This is a genomic window from Pandoraea sp. XJJ-1, from assembly GCF_026802345.1.
Classification (GTDB): domain Bacteria; phylum Pseudomonadota; class Gammaproteobacteria; order Burkholderiales; family Burkholderiaceae; genus Pandoraea; species Pandoraea cepalis.
Map to the genome: position 1 here is coordinate 37,427 of NZ_CP113828.1, position 14,421 is coordinate 51,847.

Annotated in this window: 17 protein-coding genes and 1 pseudogene; 13 read left to right on the top strand and 5 right to left on the bottom strand. The window is 62.9% G+C overall.

The genetic code is table 11. From position 1 onward, the window contains the following. Positions 1-4: 4 nt before the first annotated feature. The 9 genes from OYT13_RS25050 to OYT13_RS25090 all read left to right on the top strand — a co-directional run bounded on the left by OYT13_RS25050 (position 5) and on the right by OYT13_RS25090 (position 5,199). Positions 5-223 carry a hypothetical protein gene (locus OYT13_RS25050; RefSeq protein WP_012478187.1) on the top strand — a complete coding sequence of 73 codons (219 nt, stop codon included), beginning with the start codon at positions 5-7 and terminating at the stop codon, positions 221-223. 11 nt (positions 224-234) lie between these two features. Beyond that, complete coding sequence (locus OYT13_RS25055) at positions 235-1,443, top strand: hypothetical protein (RefSeq protein ID WP_011114068.1); 1,209 nt, start codon at positions 235-237, stop codon at positions 1,441-1,443. Between the two features lie 16 nt (positions 1,444-1,459). Further along, positions 1,460-1,717: a transcriptional repressor KorC gene (gene korC, locus OYT13_RS25060; RefSeq protein WP_011114067.1), complete on the top strand. Its 258-nt coding sequence runs from the start codon at positions 1,460-1,462 to the stop codon at positions 1,715-1,717. 157 nt (positions 1,718-1,874) lie between these two features. Then, positions 1,875-2,111: a stable inheritance protein KleA gene (kleA, locus tag OYT13_RS25065; RefSeq protein WP_011114066.1), complete on the top strand. Its 237-nt coding sequence runs from the start codon at positions 1,875-1,877 to the stop codon at positions 2,109-2,111. Between the two features lie 208 nt (positions 2,112-2,319). Then, positions 2,320-2,646: a KleE stable inheritance protein gene (gene kleE, locus OYT13_RS25070; RefSeq protein WP_011114065.1), complete on the top strand. Its 327-nt coding sequence runs from the start codon at positions 2,320-2,322 to the stop codon at positions 2,644-2,646. Position 2,647: 1 nt separating this feature from the next. Beyond that, positions 2,648-2,977, top strand: a complete 330-nt coding sequence (locus OYT13_RS25075; RefSeq protein WP_011114064.1) for a DUF2761 domain-containing protein — start codon at positions 2,648-2,650, stop codon at positions 2,975-2,977. Between the two features lie 106 nt (positions 2,978-3,083). Continuing rightward, a complete protein-coding gene (locus OYT13_RS25080; protein WP_011114062.1) occupies positions 3,084-3,392 on the top strand; it encodes a transcriptional regulator KorA in 309 nt (102 codons plus the stop codon). Beyond that, the gene (locus OYT13_RS25085) at positions 3,389-4,153 is read left to right on the top strand and encodes a ParA family protein (RefSeq protein ID WP_011114061.1); all 765 of its coding nucleotides are present in this window, start codon (positions 3,389-3,391) and stop codon (positions 4,151-4,153) included. Before OYT13_RS25080 ends, OYT13_RS25085 begins: the two co-directional genes overlap by 4 nt. Beyond that, entirely contained in the window at positions 4,150-5,199 is a 1,050-nt protein-coding gene (locus OYT13_RS25090; RefSeq protein ID WP_011114060.1) for a transcriptional repressor gene korB, read from the top strand. Before OYT13_RS25085 ends, OYT13_RS25090 begins: the two co-directional genes overlap by 4 nt. Before the next feature lie 198 nt (positions 5,200-5,397). On the opposite strand, the gene OYT13_RS25095 is transcribed toward OYT13_RS25090, so the two are convergent. The 4 genes from OYT13_RS25095 to istA form a co-directional block, all read right to left on the bottom strand. Further along, a complete protein-coding gene (locus OYT13_RS25095) occupies positions 5,398-8,313 on the bottom strand; it encodes a Tn3-like element IS1071 family transposase (protein ID WP_003049965.1) in 2,916 nt (971 codons plus the stop codon). 114 nt (positions 8,314-8,427) lie between these two features. Next, complete coding sequence (locus OYT13_RS25100; RefSeq protein ID WP_268567935.1) at positions 8,428-8,697, bottom strand: hypothetical protein; 270 nt, start codon at positions 8,695-8,697, stop codon at positions 8,428-8,430. Between the two features lie 77 nt (positions 8,698-8,774). After that, the gene (gene istB, locus OYT13_RS25105; protein ID WP_060983853.1) at positions 8,775-9,539 is read right to left on the bottom strand and encodes an IS21-like element helper ATPase IstB; all 765 of its coding nucleotides are present in this window, start codon (positions 9,537-9,539) and stop codon (positions 8,775-8,777) included. After that, positions 9,536-11,176, bottom strand: a complete 1,641-nt coding sequence (istA, locus tag OYT13_RS25110) for an IS21 family transposase (protein ID WP_060983852.1) — start codon at positions 11,174-11,176, stop codon at positions 9,536-9,538. Before istA ends, istB begins: the two co-directional genes overlap by 4 nt. Positions 11,177-11,320: 144 nt before the next feature. Here istA and OYT13_RS25115 point away from each other — a divergent pair. Then, a pseudogene (locus tag OYT13_RS25115) lies at positions 11,321-11,467 on the top strand (LysE family translocator); the annotation flags it as partial. 143 nt (positions 11,468-11,610) lie between these two features. On the opposite strand, the gene OYT13_RS25120 reads toward OYT13_RS25115, so the two are convergent. Beyond that, a complete protein-coding gene (locus OYT13_RS25120; RefSeq protein ID WP_012248462.1) occupies positions 11,611-12,495 on the bottom strand; it encodes a LysR substrate-binding domain-containing protein in 885 nt (294 codons plus the stop codon). A gap of 169 nt (positions 12,496-12,664) precedes the next feature. Between OYT13_RS25120 and OYT13_RS25125 the strand changes: the two genes are divergently transcribed. From OYT13_RS25125 to tnpB, 3 genes are all read left to right on the top strand, one after another. Continuing rightward, the gene (locus OYT13_RS25125) at positions 12,665-13,447 is read left to right on the top strand and encodes a chlorocatechol 1,2-dioxygenase (RefSeq protein WP_268567936.1); all 783 of its coding nucleotides are present in this window, start codon (positions 12,665-12,667) and stop codon (positions 13,445-13,447) included. A 165-nt stretch (positions 13,448-13,612) separates the two neighbouring features. Further along, complete coding sequence (tnpA, locus tag OYT13_RS25130) at positions 13,613-13,954, top strand: IS66 family insertion sequence element accessory protein TnpA (RefSeq protein WP_014386446.1); 342 nt, start codon at positions 13,613-13,615, stop codon at positions 13,952-13,954. Further along, positions 13,951-14,409, top strand: a complete 459-nt coding sequence (tnpB, locus tag OYT13_RS25135) for an IS66 family insertion sequence element accessory protein TnpB (RefSeq protein WP_268567937.1) — start codon at positions 13,951-13,953, stop codon at positions 14,407-14,409. Before tnpA ends, tnpB begins: the two co-directional genes overlap by 4 nt. Positions 14,410-14,421: the final 12 nt, after the last annotated feature.

Here is a 14,421-nt window from a genome sequence, read left to right on the forward strand (position 1 = left end):
GACCATGACCAGGAACAACGCTCCCCAGGCACCGACGAACAGCTACGCGACGGACGGCAAGTGCCACAACGCCGAGCCGGGCACCTACGGCCACGAATGCGGCAAGCCGGCCGCATGGATCGGCACGAACCACAAGGGGTTCAGCTCGGGATTCTGCGACGACTGCAAGCGCCACGGCTACGAAGCCCGCGACGTGATCGCGTGGCGGCGTGCTGACACTTGAGGGGCCGGCCGATGGCGAAGAAACGCAAGACGCCGGCCCAGCCGGGCCAGGACTGGAACGCGCCGGCGGCCGAGCTGCTGGCCGAGCTGCCCACCGACCGCGACGAGCTGCTGGCCGCCGCCGTGGCGGCCGTGGTGGAGATCGACGCGGCGATCATGCGCGGTGACGGTGCGGCCGCCGAGGCGGCCAGCGACCGATACGAGGCCGTCATCTGGAAGATGAACGGCGGAACGCACGTGGGCAGCATGGCCGACCACGACGCGCCCGGCCAGGTCATCGAGCGCCATTGCGCGGCGGTGCCTGGCGACGTGCCCTTGTGGGGCCAGCGCGGCCAGTTCCTGGTCGCGGATGGCGACATGCGCGCCCTGGTGGAGTACGAGGCCGGCTACGGCGGGCCGCTGGGTGCCCACTTCCAGTTCCACGTCATCGACCTGGACAGGCCGTTTATCTCCGAAACGGGCTACCGCTCGCACTTCGACACGGCGCAGGGCTGCATGACGGTGGACGAGGTTGCGCGCGGCATCCTGGCTGCGCAGCGAGCCGAGAAGAAGCGCCCGGTGATGGTCGAGGCCAGCTACCGCGACCGCCTGGCCGATGCTCCCCTGCCCGCTTGGCTGGCCGGCTTGGAGCCGCCGGCGCGGCGCGCACCGGCGACCGTCCTGGTGCCGCCGGGGTTCGTCCTGGTCGATGTGGTGCTGCCCTCGCATCGGGCCTTCATCGCCAGGCGCTGGGCGGCCGAGGCCGCGACCAGGATCAAGGCGGCCAGGGCCGCCGGGTTGGACGCCAAGGGAAAAATCACCGGCGCAGGCCCGGAGCGAGATCCCGCATCGCCAGAAACGACGATGACCTGCAGCATCGTCAAAGCCGACGATGCCGAGCCGGGCGAGGGCGGGCCTGTATCGCCGGAAACAACGATGCCGCGAGCGAGCGCGGCAACCTGCAGCATCGCCAGGAATGGCGATGGAGGCCCGGCCGACCTGGTGGAGTTCAAGCCCGGCCAGCGGTGCGAGATCGTGAGCGTCCATCACCCGGTTTTCGACCGCTACATCGGCAAGCGCATCATCATCGTGAAGGTGCATCCCGACACCCGCCAGGTGTGGGCGCACGACGACAGGCCGGTAACGTACAAGACCAATCGCGCAGGCCGGCGCGTGGTCGATTCAGACCCGAGCTGCATCCAGTCGATCTACGGCTTCGACCAGTTGCGGCTTATCACTTGACCAGGAGAACGAACGAATGACGAACGACGCCAATATCCGGCTGGAGTGCTTGAAGCCGGCCGAACGCTGGGCGCAACCGACCGGCGAGGAAGTCCGAGAGGTGCTGCGCCTGGCCGGGTTCAGCGGCAGCAAGGCCGCGAAGGCGCTGGGGCTGGGCGCGAAGGGCGACCGCACGATCCGCCGCTGGATCGGCGAGGACACCCCGATTCCCTATGCGGCATGGGCGATCCTGTGCGACCAGGCCGGGCTGGGCGTGATCTGGAAAGAGGATTGACGCCAAGGGAAAGGTTTTAGCGGCTAAAGTTTAGCCTTCGGATTCCGGTAAAGCGAAAAAAGTTTAGCTAAAGTGCTTGACAGGTTAGGGCATTTTGCCCTAATATAGCACTTGAAGGCCGGGCACATTGCCCAGGTCAACTACCGGAGAAAGTCCGATGAGCGACAACAAGATTATGCCCTGGATTGACGAGCTGGAGGGCGCGGCAGCGACCGACTTCCCGGCCCGCCGTGACGAGATCGCGGCCATGATGGCCGAGGCGGCCGAGCTGGTGTGCAAAGCCGAGGAACTGCGCGGCAAGGCGTACTTCGCCGGATGCTCCCTGGAGGGGCAGGCCAAGGGCCATTGGTCGATGGAAGCCGTCGAGCAGGCCAAGCGCCGGGCCGGCTGGTAAGAGCACATGGCCCGGTCGGCAACGGCCGGGCCTATCGAGGACGCCAAGAAGGAGTATTGCGTGAGCCGAGGCAAGATCAAGGGCGGCCCCAGGTGGAGGAACGCCCCGGAGTGATCCGGGGCGCTTGGCCTGGTGCTGGCACACCGTAACCATGCTTCCGAGTGGGAGCACCCAGCATTCAACACGTAAGCGCGTGGAGGGTCAAGCTATGTCCAACATCATCAAGTTCCCCAAGGAGATCGAGCAGCCCGCCGCGCCCGCGCCGGTGGAGCCTGCCGCCGCGTCTGCTGCCCCCAACAAGGCCCCCGGTGCTGGCCTGCTGGCCGGCCTGGTCAAGTTCGTATGGGTGGCGACCGTGCTGGTCTGGCCGATCCTCAAGTGGGTGCTGTCGATTGCCACCTTCTTCCAGTTCGTGCGGATGCTCTACCACTGGAACACGCCTGGCGTGTATGCCGGTTGGTCGTTCCTGGCGTACTTCGCGGTGCTGACCGCGATCACCTACTTCGTTTCGATCTACAAGCCGAAGGGGCTTTGACATGAAAAAACAGACCCTACCCTACCCGCCGGGATTCGTGGAGCCGAACACCGGCCGGGTGGCCGTCCTGGTGCGCGAGTACGCGGCCAGCGACTTGAACGGCGATGCGCCGGCCTATTGGTACAGCGCGCAATCCGAGGAATGGGGCCTTGACCCCTGGCGACTGGTGGAAGGCGTCGATCCGCACACCGCCGGCGGTCAGTTCGACGTGTGCTTTGCCAACGGTTCGAGCCGCACGGTCGGCCCGCTGATGACGTTCTTCATGAGTGCCGCTGACGCGGCCAGGTTGAACGCCAAGAAAGAAGATCACGCGCCCATTTTTAGCCGCTAAAACGCTTGACGCGGGCGGCGAGTTTAGCTAAACTTCTGCACATGGTCGGCGGCTGGCACCGCCTTTTGTTCAACAACCGGGTGTGGAGTTTATATGGGTGTTCTCCATGAAGAAACGGCTAACCGAAGCCCAATTCCAGGCGGCGATCAAGGGCCTGGAGATCGGGCAACAGACCATCGACATAGCGCGCGGCGTGCTGGTCGATGGAAGGCCCCAGGCCGAGTTTGTGGCCTCGCTGGGGCTGACCAAGGGGGCGGTATCGCAAGCGGTCAGCCGCGTGTGGGCAGTGGCGGGGGAAGTGCTCCCGCAGGGCTTCGAGCGGGTGACGGCGGTACTGCCGGAGCATCAAGCGTTCATCGTCAAGCGTTGGGAAGCCGACGCCAAGGGAAAGAGGAAACAGGAACCCAACTCATGAAAACACTGGTCACGGCAATTCAGAAAGGCGGTCAAGGCAAGACGTTCGCAACCTGCCACCTGGCGTTCGACTTCCAGGAGCGCGGCCTTCGGGTTGCAGTGATCGACCTGGACACCCAGGGCAATGCGAGCTGGACGCTGGCCGGCCACGACTCGGGCTATCCCGCCAGTCGCATGTTCACCGCCGGCGGCGACGAGCTGCGCGCCTGGTTCGCTGACCGGGAGGATGACGGCCTGGCGCTGATCGCGGCAGACGCCAACCTGGCGAACCTGGACAAGATGGAGCTTTCCCAGGCGGCCGCCGCGCTGCGGGCCAGTGTGGCCGCGCTGGGCGAGTTCTTCGACGTGTGCCTGATCGACACGGCCCCCTCCCTTGGCGTCGCCATGACGGCGGCCGTGCTGACGGCCGACTACATGCTGTCGCCCATCGAAATGGAGGCGTACAGCTTGCAGGGCATGAAGAAGATGGTCGCGGTCATCAGCAACCTGCGCAAGCAGAACCCCAAGCTGCGCTTCCTCGGCATGGTGCCGAACAAGGTGGACGCGCGGAAGCCGCGCCACGTCAACAACCTGGCGACGTTGCAGCAGGCATACCCGCAGCTCATCTTGCCGTTCAGCATCGGCGCGCGTGACAGCATCGCCGAGGCGCTGGGCGAGCAGATGCCGGTGTGGAAGATCAAGAAGACCGCCGCGCGGAAGGCCACCCAGGAGGTGCGTGCGCTGGCGGATTACGTGTTCACGAAGATGGAGATCGCGCAATGAGCGCCAAGACCAACGCCAAGAAGAAGGAGCAGGACAAGCCGCAATCGTCCGGGCTGGGCCTGGACGGGCTGGGCGACCTGGCCGGCCTGCTGAACGAGCAGCCGGCGGCCAACGCCGGCGGCGCAGGCCCGCAGGAGCTGCCGCTTGACCTGATCGACGAAGACCCGCACCAGCCGCGCACGGCCGACAACCCCGGCTTCTCGCCGGAGAGCATCGCGGAGATCGGCGAGACGATCAAAGCGCGCGGCGTGAAGTCGCCCATCAGCGTGCGCGAGAACCCGGACGCACCGGGGCGCTACCTCATCAACCACGGCGCGCGGCGCTATCGCGGCTCGAAGTGGGCGCACAAGACCACGATCCCGGCCTTCATCGACAACGACTACAACGAGGCCGACCAGGTTATCGAGAACCTGCAACGCAACGAGCTGACGGCGCGTGAGATCGCCGACTTCATCGGCCGCGAGCTGGCGAAGGGCAAGAAGAAGGGCGAGATCGCCAAGGAGATCGGCAAGTCGCCGGCCTTCGTCACGCAGCACGTCACGCTGCTGGACTTGCCCGAACCCATTGCCGAGGCGTTCAATAGCGGCCGGGGCAAGGACGTGACTGTCATCAACGAGCTGGTGACGGCCTACAAGAAGAACCCCGACGAGGTGGCCGCCTGGCTGGCCGACGACAGCCAGGAGCTGACGCGCGGCTCGGTGAAGCTGCTGCGCGAGTTCCTGGAGGACAAGCGCAGTCACGAGGACGGCGACCGTGATCCCAACACCGTCGATGCGCTGACCGGCAAGACCGACGCCGAGGCCGGCGACGGCGAGCAGGGGCCGCAGGATGATGACGCCAAGGGGAAGAAGGAGCCGAAGGAGGCCGACCCCGACAAGCTCAAGAAGGCCATCATCCAGGTCAAGCACGACGACCGGCCGGCACGGCTGATCCTCAACCGCCGGCCCCCGGCCGAGGGCTGGGCCTGGCTCAAATACGAGGATGACGGCCAGGAGTTCGAGGCCGACCTTGGCACCGTGCAGCTTGTCGCGCTGCTGGAGGGCTGACACGCCCAGCGCCGGGCATCGCCGACCACCGACCCCCACCCATCGCCCCGCCATCGGGGTCTCCTCGTTTTCAGTGCAATAAGTGACGGTACGAAAAGCTAGCACTGGCGCGGAGGTGGTGTTGGTAGATCGTTGATTTCATTGACTTTCCTGTTCACTTTCAAATCTGCGATTCGTGGCGTCAAACCGTGGTCGGTTTCATCCATTGGTGCCAGTTATCGATGCATTTGGCCGCGAAGGCAGGATTTGGTCAGCATAGCGGTCAACCGGGAAGCGAAACACACCCCGCAAGTTGATGCTCTCCAGCCTGGTGGGCGCAATCTTCCCGATCAGTTCCGGTGGAATGACCTGGCGGCGGTTCGACCAGCGATCCAGGACCGCCTGCATCTGTGAGGTATTCCACGCCATCACGATGTTGGCCATCAGGCTCAACGCATCGGCCACAGCCTGCATTTCATCGACACGTTTGGCCTGCGCCGGGCTGATCCGGCCGGTATAAATGGCGCGCTTGAGGGCGTTAACAGCCTCGCCCCGATTGAGCACCCGGCGCAACTCGTTCCTGAAAGCGTCCTTGACAAAGTAGTCAGCCAAAAACGCCGTACGCAGCAACCGCCCCAATTGCACGCCAGCCTCATAGATTGGATCGCCCTGGGCGGCAGAACCGAACCGCGCAAGAGCTGCCACCGCACTGGCATGTCCGCTCATGACCGAGGCTGCCAGGTGCACCAGACTATCCCAATGCTTTTCGATCAAAGCGACGTCGACATTGGCTTCGCACACCGCAGCGATTTCTGCGGGCACTTTGGTGCCGCGTGGCACAAAGAGGTGGCGCTGTTTGAGTTCCTTCAACCGCGGGCAAAGATCAAAACCAAGCAAACGGGCATGTGACATGGCAAAGTCGGTGTAGCCATGGGTATCCACAGCAAGCTGGCTGGTCTCCAGCTTTTCTTGGCGGATGACACCTTCAATGGCCACGCCCGCCTGGCGCTCATTGAGCACAAAGGGCTGCGCATGGAAGATGCCCCACCGGTCTTTTACATGGGAGTAGATTCCAATGGAAGGTGTGTTGCGCCGAGGATCAAGCCGGGCTTGCCACACCCGTTTGGTGGTCTCCATGCTCATCATGTCAGAAGATGCCAAATCGGACCGCCCCCAGGTGGCGGCAATCGGGTGTCGCTGCATGAATTCCAGCACAGCCTGGCAGGCCTGGCTCAGACGCCGTTCGTCCCGCGCCCAGCGCATGGCCTGGCGAATGCTGGTGGCAGACAATTGCGGAATCATGCGCGCGCATTCGACCGCAGTCAGACTGGTGCCGTGGGCCATGATGCCGGCATAGACCATCAGCAGCTCGTCGGTAGAGCGCGGCTCACGTCCGAGCATGATCCAGCTAAAGCGCACCTGGGCGTCAACGGCCAGAATCACTTCCGGCAATTGAACCTCACCGATGCGGTGATCCAAAGCCGCGCGCAGCTTGGTCACTTCTGGGTCTTCGTCCTCTGCGGGCAATGGCGACAAATGGAGTTCATCATCCACGCGCAGTACGCCACTGCGGGCTGCAGCGGCCACCGCATCGACACCGGCAGTTACTCTGGCCAGCAAAGGCTTCAAGAAAGTGGCAGCCTTGCTGGGTAACGATAGACGGGCATAGTGTTTCTTGGACTCTGCCTGCCAACGCTCGTCCGTGAAGAACAAGCGCGCACGACCCCGAAAGCTCAGGCTGTGCTCAATCCAGACCGAGCCATTGCGCACCGCGCGGCGCAGGGCAAACAGGGTGGCCACCTCCAACGCCTGAAACGCCCGTTCCCGGTCTGGGCTGGAGATCGAAACCTGCCAGATCATTCCCAGACTTGGTGCCACCACTTCAACTGGCAGCTTTCTGGATCCTTTGAGATATAAAGCTTGCAGCTTGGCAAGGTACTCGATGGCAGGATGCTCGCCGGTGGCCTGCCAGGGCAGCTTTGCAATGGCGACGAGCAACGACCGCACGGGGCGAATTCCATCAATCAATCCCTCGCGGACCAGGGAGGCCCTGCTCGGTGGTTTGCGTTTCTGGGTTTCGGTGATCAAGGCTTCAAGACGGGCACGCAACTCAGCATCTGGCACCGCACCTTGCGCGCTCAAGGCAACAAGTTCGCCGAGCAGCGTTTTGTACATTGCGGCCCAATTGACGGTAGCGGGGACATCGGCGGCAGCCTGACGCCACAGATCGGCGATCCGGCGCTGCACCATAAGGATCAACTGGTCTGTGGTGGTGAACAGGCAATACCGAAGAAAGCATGCGACCTCCACGGTGCGCGCTGGCTCTTTGATCTTGGCTCCGGCTGAGGGCGGCCTGGAGACAAGTCGGCGCGCGTAGCGGCGCAAGATGAGATCGGGGATGTCTGCCAGGTGCTTATGAACGTCCAGCGTGTAAAGCAGGTCGATGCGCTCCAGTACCTCGCTGATTTGGCGGGTTGAGTGTTTCGCCGGTGCAGCCCATAGCCAACTCTGCTGGGTTTGTCCATCTGGGCGCAGCTCTGAAACTGAGGCTCGCCAGCGATCAAGTGTTGCTGGATCAACGCTGGCGGCGATGGCGGTGCCTGTTTCAACTTCAAGCTGGGCAAGTGCCGCCGCAATCAGTGTCCGAATTGCCCGCTCGTGCACGATCACCAGCTTGTTCTTGTACAGCCATTGACGCGCCCGCACGAGTAGCTGATCGCGGTCGGCGCAGCGCGCCACTTCGTCGCGCAGTTCACGTACCAGTGAGCGGCGCTGGTGCTCGCTCATCCACTGGAATCCAAGGACCGTGCAGGCTACTTGTTGGTGATCGAATAGCGTGCGCCCGCGTTCATACATGGCTCTCAGCGAGGCGACTTCTGGTGCTGCAATGCCAAGCTCGTTGCCAAGGTGGCGCCACAAGGCTACTGGAATTACCCGAAAGGCACCGAGCAAACGCCCACTCATGCGCAGGAAACCAATATGGAGCGCCAGACCAAGCTTGTGGGAATCACCTCGGCGTGCATTGATTGCGTCGCGCTCGGCACCATCGAAGGTGAAAAATGCCTTCATCTCGAAGTCGCTGATATCGCGGGGGAGCCCACGCATCCCCAAAAACGTTGTGTGCCAACCCTGCATCGTGAACCTCAAAAGTGGGAGGCCACCATACCCGTTTACAAAGCGAACAGGAAAGTCAATGAAATCAACGGTCTACCCAGACCACCCCCGCGCCAGTGCTAGCTTTGCGTACCGTCACTTATTGCACTGAAAACGAGGAGACCCCCTCTCGACGCGGACCTTCTCTTCGCTCCAGACGGCCTTAAGTTCCTCTTCGTGGCCGTGCCATTTGCGGATGAAGTCGTTGACCATCAAACGGCCGGTGTACTCTGGTGGCCAAACGCGACCGCGCGCGATGTCGAAGACCGACGTGCGCACCGTCTGCCCGCCCTTCGCCTTGACCACCAGGTCTTTGGCGTTCTGGTGAATGAGGGCCTCCTGGGTAGCCCAGAACCGGGTACCCATGAGCACACCGCCCCGATGGCCAGGTCAAATTCCCCCACCCTTGGCCACCCCAAATTCCCCCAGGCAGGACGACCAGATTATGACGACTCGGGTGTGATGGCGATGCGTGCGGCAGCCTCCTTGAGGCGGTAGCTCTTGCCCTCGAACTCCAGCATTGCGCAGCGGTGCATGAGGCGGTCCAGGATGGTGGTGGCCATGGTGGCGTCGCCCAGATATTTGCCCCAGTCCTGCACCACGCGGTTGGATGTGATGACGATGGAGCGGCGCAGCTTGTAGCGCTGGTGCACGATGGCCTGCAGCACCTCGGCTGCGTGCTCGCTGATGCGTCTGGCCAGGAACAGGTCATCGAGGATGATCAGGTCCGGTGAGACCCAGTCCTTGAGCAGCTCGGTGCGCTCTGAGTCGCTGGCCAACGCGTAGCGAGCAAACTCGGTGTCGGCTTCCAGGTAACGCGCGTCGTATCCCTGCAGCGTTGCCTGGTAGGCCACGGCCTTGGCCACATGGCTCTTGCCGGTACCGGGCTTGCCGATGATCAGCGCATTGGCGCCCTCGCCGATGAACTTCAGGGTATGCAACTCGAAGCAGGCGCTGCGCGGCAGCTTCGGGTTGAAACGCCAGTCGAAGTCAGCCAGCGAGGGCCGCTCATCCAGGCCCGAGCGCTTGAAGCGGCGCTCGGTCAGACGCGAGCGCCGGCGGTCCAGTTCGTCTTGCAGCATGGCCCCAAAGGTCTCCAGGAAGGGCTCCTGCGCGGCCTGGGCCTGCATCACGCGGGTGGACAGGGTCTCGGCAATGCCGGACAGACGCAGCTCGCGCAGCGCGCGTTCGATCTCGATCATGTTCATGGCTGAATTCCAGGTGCGTTGTTGGTGTTGTTGGTGGTGGTGTTCGCCGTGGCGGACTCGAGCGTGCTCGTGGCTGTGACGGCCGCAGCGTGCGCGAACAGATCGGCGTACTCATCGGCGTCGCGGATGAGCTCGTGCTGCTGGGTCAGCGTGCGCCCGCCGCCGGCGGGCGCACCGCTGGACTGGGTCTCGATGGCGTTGAGCGCCTGGGCAAAGATGGCCTCGGTCAAAGCCAGCACGCGCTTGTAGCTGTAAATCCCCTGCTCCAGGGCCTGTGCGCAGGCGGTGTCGACGCAGTGCGCTGGGTATCGCCTGGCCAGGCTGACGATGCCCCAGAGCTTGCGCTGGCCCACCCGACCCTCGATGGCAAAGAGCAGCTCACACAGCCGTTTGGCGTGCTCACCGATCTCGCCAGCCTGACGCAGGATCAGACGGGTCTCGCGCGAAGGATTGAATACCCGCTCCTCCATGGGCAGCACCACCGTGCCGGGGCGCTCGGCTTTGGCGTGGGTGCGCAGCAGGGCGCCGGTTTGCAGATCGCGGATCTCGATGCGCTGGGCATAGATGCGCACCAGCACCTTGGAGCCGATGTTCGCCGGGCGAGCGGCGTAGCTGCTGTGATCCACCCGCACGCAGCTGTCGTCGCAGACGGTGCGCACCGCCTCCTCGAAATACTGCATGCCCAGGAGCGGCAGAGGTTTGAGGTGGCTGCGCTCCTCCTCGAACATGGCCTGCACCTGGCGCCGCTCGGTGCCGTGGATGCGCTTGGCTGCCCAGCTCTTCTCCCAGTGCGCCAGGAACTCGTTCTGGGCCTCGATGGACTCAAAGCGCCGGCCCTTCAAGGCCGTGGCCTGGGTGTGGCCAATGGCATGCTCCACCGTGCCCTTGCGGTTGGGGTCTCGCACCCGCGCCGGGTCGGCCACCACGCCATAGTGCGCCAGGGTGGCGGCGTAGACTTTGTTGAGTTCGGGCTCGTACAGGTCGGGCTTGAAGACGCCTTCCTTCAGATTGTCCAGAACCACGTACTGCGGGCAGCCACCGAAGTACCGCAGAGCCTGCTCGTGCAACTCGGCCCAGATTTGCTGGCTGGACTTCCAGACCACGCAGCGGAAACTGGCGCGCGAGTAGCGCAGCGTGGCCACGAACAGGCGGGGCTTGCGGTACCGCTCGCTGCCCGGCACGCGGGTGGGCGCGCCCTCGCCGTAGTCCACCTGCATCTCCTCCCCAGGCAGAAAGGACAGGCGGTCGAACTGCTCGGGCTCCTTGTGGCGCAGCTTTGCACAGAAGCGTTTGACCGAGTTGTACTGACCAGTAAATCCGTGCTGGTCGACCAGGTCCTGGAAGATGGCCATGGCGTTGCGCTTCAGACGCAACTGGGCTTCGATGAACTCGCGCCAGGGTTCGCACAGGGAGGTGGCCACCGGCACAGCAGCCGGTGGCCAGGGTGGGGGAATTTGCTGGGCCGAGCCGGTGGCCACCCCGGGGGAATTTGACTGCAGTTGCTCCAGCCAGCGTTGGTGATAGCTCCTGACCGTCTTGCGGTCGATGCCCGTGATGCGGGCGATCTCGCGTTGCGATGTATTGCGCTCCAGCAGTGTCTCTATGGTGGCGCGTTGGTTGGACTTCAAGACATTCACTCCTTGGCCTTCCCTCGAGGAAGACCGGATCAATGTCCTGCCAACAGGTGCCGACGGCGCCGGCGTTTAACCCCTATCCCCGATCAGTTCAGGTGGGGGAGTTTGAGGTGGCCATAAGTGGGGGAGTTTGGGTGGCCATCAGGGCACATGGGCTGGTTTAGCCTGGTGGCCTTATGCTTCTCTGCCGGTGCCGTGCGCGATCGTCTGCTGGCTTTCCGCCATTGGATCGACCGTGCCTTCGGCGGGCGGCTGGTCGGCTTCGGAGTACTGATAGCGGTGGCCCGGCGCTGATTGCGTCGGGCATTGCCCTCGCTGCGCGTGCCTTCCTTTTAGCGTGAGCCATGTCGCAGTAAGAGTTGGAGTACAGCGATTGATGCCCGCTTTACGGCCAGTGTTATGCCGAATTGCGGGCTCGACAACCTAACGATTGGCATCTATTGCGATTCTCGAATAGGTAGCAAGTTCAAGAATGTTTTCAGAATCGGCGCAATGTGATCGTGACGGTAGATACAACTGACCGGTACAGTGGCCTTGGAGCCCACGAGTTCAGTGAAGCCGAAGTCAGGCCACGAAATCATGGCTACTGTCTCGGGAACAATTGTCACGCCGACGCCGGCCAACGCCAGAGCCATGGCTGCATTGACGTCTTCAACTATGGCGACAACCTTTGGCTCCACTCGCGCGTTTTTGAATACGCCGATGACTTCGTCTGCGAAACTGGGGCGTCCTTCTCGCGGGAACAGGATCAAGGGCTCGTTACGAAGCGCGCTGCAATGAACTTGCTCACCAAACGAGCGAGCGCGCGACTTTTGCGCACCCAGAAATAGCCTCTCATTGGTTACGTTTCGGACAACTACACCCTCCTGATAGGGGTAGAAACGCCCGAACCCGATATCGATGGTGCCAGCGTCCAGCGCTTCAATCTGGCGGTTCTTGCTCATCTGCGTCAAGGACACAGTTGCCGAGGGAGCAACCGACAAGAGTTGCCGCAGCAGTAGCGGTAGCGTATGCAAAACGACGGTTCCGAAATAGGCGACGCGCAATTCCCCGATTTCACCGCGCGATGCTGCACGTGATCTCACCCTTGAGATCTCGGTAACGTGCAGTAGGCGCCTGGCATCCTCTAAAAATGTTGTACCCGCTGCCGTCAGTTCTACGCCGCGGTGCGTGCGTTCAAACAGCACCACACCGAGATCCTGTTCCAGGGCCTGTATTTGTCGGGTAATGGGCGGCTGAGAAATATGCAGGCGTCTTGCCGCAGCACCGATATTTCCCTCTTCTGCGACCGCGATGAAATAGCGAAGCTGCCGAAATTCCATTTAATAACCTCTGGTTTTCCCTAGGGTGAGCACCGCCAATCCATACCGATCCCGTATCAAAAAGGCCAAAAAAAGGTATTGGACCGCATGACACGCGAATCTTAGCATTCATGTTTGAAGCACCAACTCATTGGTGTTTCAGCCATGAAATCTTGAAAGGAGACGAGTCATGGATAAACGAGTTGCCGAGGTCGCAGGCGCGATCGTCGAGGCAGTACGCAAAATTTTGCTGGACAAGCGCGTCACGGAAGCCGAATACCGCGCGGGTGTCGACTATCTCACCGAGGTCGCACAGACGCGGGAAACCGCGCTGCTTCTGGATGTTTTCCTGAACAGCACCATCATCGAAGGCAAGGCGCAGCGCTCGCGGACCTCTGCGCCTGCGATCCAGGGGCCGTACTTCCTGGAAGGTGCTCCTGTAGTTGAAGGCGTCCTCAAGACCTACGATACCGACGACCACAAACCGCTGATCATTCGCGGTACGGTGAGCTCGGACACGGGCGAGTCGCTCGCCGGCGCTGTCATCGACGTGTGGCACTCGACGCCTGATGGCTTGTACAGCGGGATCCACGACAACATCCCCGTGGACTACTACCGCGGAAAACTCGTGACGGATTCCCAGGGCAACTATCGCGTGCGCACCACGATGCCAGTGCCATACCAGATCCCCTCCGAGGGGCCGACTGGGCGTCTGCTGGGCCACCTGGGCAGCCATACCTGGCGTCCGGCGCACGTGCACTTCAAGGTGCGCAAGGACGGTTTCGAACCGTTGACCACGCAATACTACTTCGAAGGGGGCAAATGGGTGGACGATGACTGCTGTCACGGCGTCACCCCCGACCTGATTACGCCCGAGACGATCGAGGACGGGGTGCGGGTCATGACCCTGGACTTCGTAATCGAGCGTGAGCAGGCCGAGCAACGCAAGTCGGCTACGGAGACAGTGGCATGAAGATCGAAGCGATCGATGTGACGCTGGTGGACGTCCCAGCTTCGCGTCCCATCCAGATGTCGTTTACCACGGTGCAGAGTAAGCGTTCCGCGAACCCATCTTTCATCTCACCGTTGAAGCTGCGAACCTCGGGTCTTCGCAATCAACGAACGAGACGAGGTGGACATGGATCGACAGCAGATGGAACGGTGCCTGGAGCAAGTGGCGGCGTATCGTGCCTCTGGCCAGAAGGCGCAGGTATGGGCCGAGGCCAACGGGGTGCCAGCGGGAACGCTGCAAAGCTGGTGCGCACATGCGCGGCGCTGGCAGGCGCGGCTCGACGGCGTCAGCCCTGAGCCCTCGCCAGCCGCCAGGCCGAGCGGCTTCGTGGCCGCCCGCGTGGCGCCTGGTGCCGCATCGACATCGGTGCGCGTCGAATTGAACGTGGGAGGCACCCGGCTCGATCTGCATTGGCCGCTGGCGCACACGCGTGAACTCGCTTCGCTGCTGCGGGAGTTCGGCCGATGATTCGCATCGACGTCATCTGGCTGGCGCTTGGCGCGGCCGACCTGCGCGGGGGCATCGACACGCTGTTGGCCCAAGTGGTGCGCGGCTTCGCGCTGGGCGCGCAAGCCCACCACGCCTACGTGTTTGCCAACCGCCGCGCCGACCGGCTCAAGGTGCTGGTCTACGACGGCGCGGGCATGTGGCTGTGCACCCGGCGGCTGCAAGCGGGCAGCTTCGCCTGGCCGCGCCAGGACACGGGGTCACTTCAACTCACGCGCGAGCAGTTCGACTGGCTCGTCGCGGGCCTGCCGTGGCAGCGCCTGGAGCAATCTGGCCACGGCATTCGGGTTGACGACTTTGGTGATCCATCCCGTGTGGATCGCTTGGGCCCTGTACGCCAAGCGTGCAGTGGTAACGGTAGCCCGATGAGTGCGCGCATGCGCCGGGCTTATTTGTGTTGGCATTTTGGGTATTAGGAGACCTGCATC

Excerpts from the sequence above, each read along its gene's own strand:
- OYT13_RS25050 (WP_012478187.1), top strand. The coding sequence starts at position 5 with ATGACCAGGAACAACGCTCCCCAGGCACCGACGAACAGCTACGCGACG.
- OYT13_RS25055 (WP_011114068.1), top strand. The coding sequence starts at position 235 with ATGGCGAAGAAACGCAAGACGCCGGCCCAGCCGGGCCAGGACTGGAAC.
- korC (WP_011114067.1), top strand. The coding sequence starts at position 1,460 with ATGACGAACGACGCCAATATCCGGCTGGAGTGCTTGAAGCCGGCCGAA.
- kleA (WP_011114066.1), top strand. The coding sequence starts at position 1,875 with ATGAGCGACAACAAGATTATGCCCTGGATTGACGAGCTGGAGGGCGCG.
- kleE (WP_011114065.1), top strand. The coding sequence starts at position 2,320 with ATGTCCAACATCATCAAGTTCCCCAAGGAGATCGAGCAGCCCGCCGCG.
- OYT13_RS25075 (WP_011114064.1), top strand. The coding sequence starts at position 2,648 with ATGAAAAAACAGACCCTACCCTACCCGCCGGGATTCGTGGAGCCGAAC.
- OYT13_RS25080 (WP_011114062.1), top strand. The coding sequence starts at position 3,084 with ATGAAGAAACGGCTAACCGAAGCCCAATTCCAGGCGGCGATCAAGGGC.
- OYT13_RS25085 (WP_011114061.1), top strand. The coding sequence starts at position 3,389 with ATGAAAACACTGGTCACGGCAATTCAGAAAGGCGGTCAAGGCAAGACG.
- OYT13_RS25090 (WP_011114060.1), top strand. The coding sequence starts at position 4,150 with ATGAGCGCCAAGACCAACGCCAAGAAGAAGGAGCAGGACAAGCCGCAA.
- OYT13_RS25095 (WP_003049965.1), bottom strand. The coding sequence starts at position 8,313 with ATGCAGGGTTGGCACACAACGTTTTTGGGGATGCGTGGGCTCCCCCGC.
- OYT13_RS25100 (WP_268567935.1), bottom strand. The coding sequence starts at position 8,697 with ATGGGTACCCGGTTCTGGGCTACCCAGGAGGCCCTCATTCACCAGAAC.
- istB (WP_060983853.1), bottom strand. The coding sequence starts at position 9,539 with ATGAACATGATCGAGATCGAACGCGCGCTGCGCGAGCTGCGTCTGTCC.
- OYT13_RS25120 (WP_012248462.1), bottom strand. The coding sequence starts at position 12,495 with ATGGAATTTCGGCAGCTTCGCTATTTCATCGCGGTCGCAGAAGAGGGA.
- OYT13_RS25125 (WP_268567936.1), top strand. The coding sequence starts at position 12,665 with ATGGATAAACGAGTTGCCGAGGTCGCAGGCGCGATCGTCGAGGCAGTA.
- tnpA (WP_014386446.1), top strand. The coding sequence starts at position 13,613 with ATGGATCGACAGCAGATGGAACGGTGCCTGGAGCAAGTGGCGGCGTAT.
- tnpB (WP_268567937.1), top strand. The coding sequence starts at position 13,951 with ATGATTCGCATCGACGTCATCTGGCTGGCGCTTGGCGCGGCCGACCTG.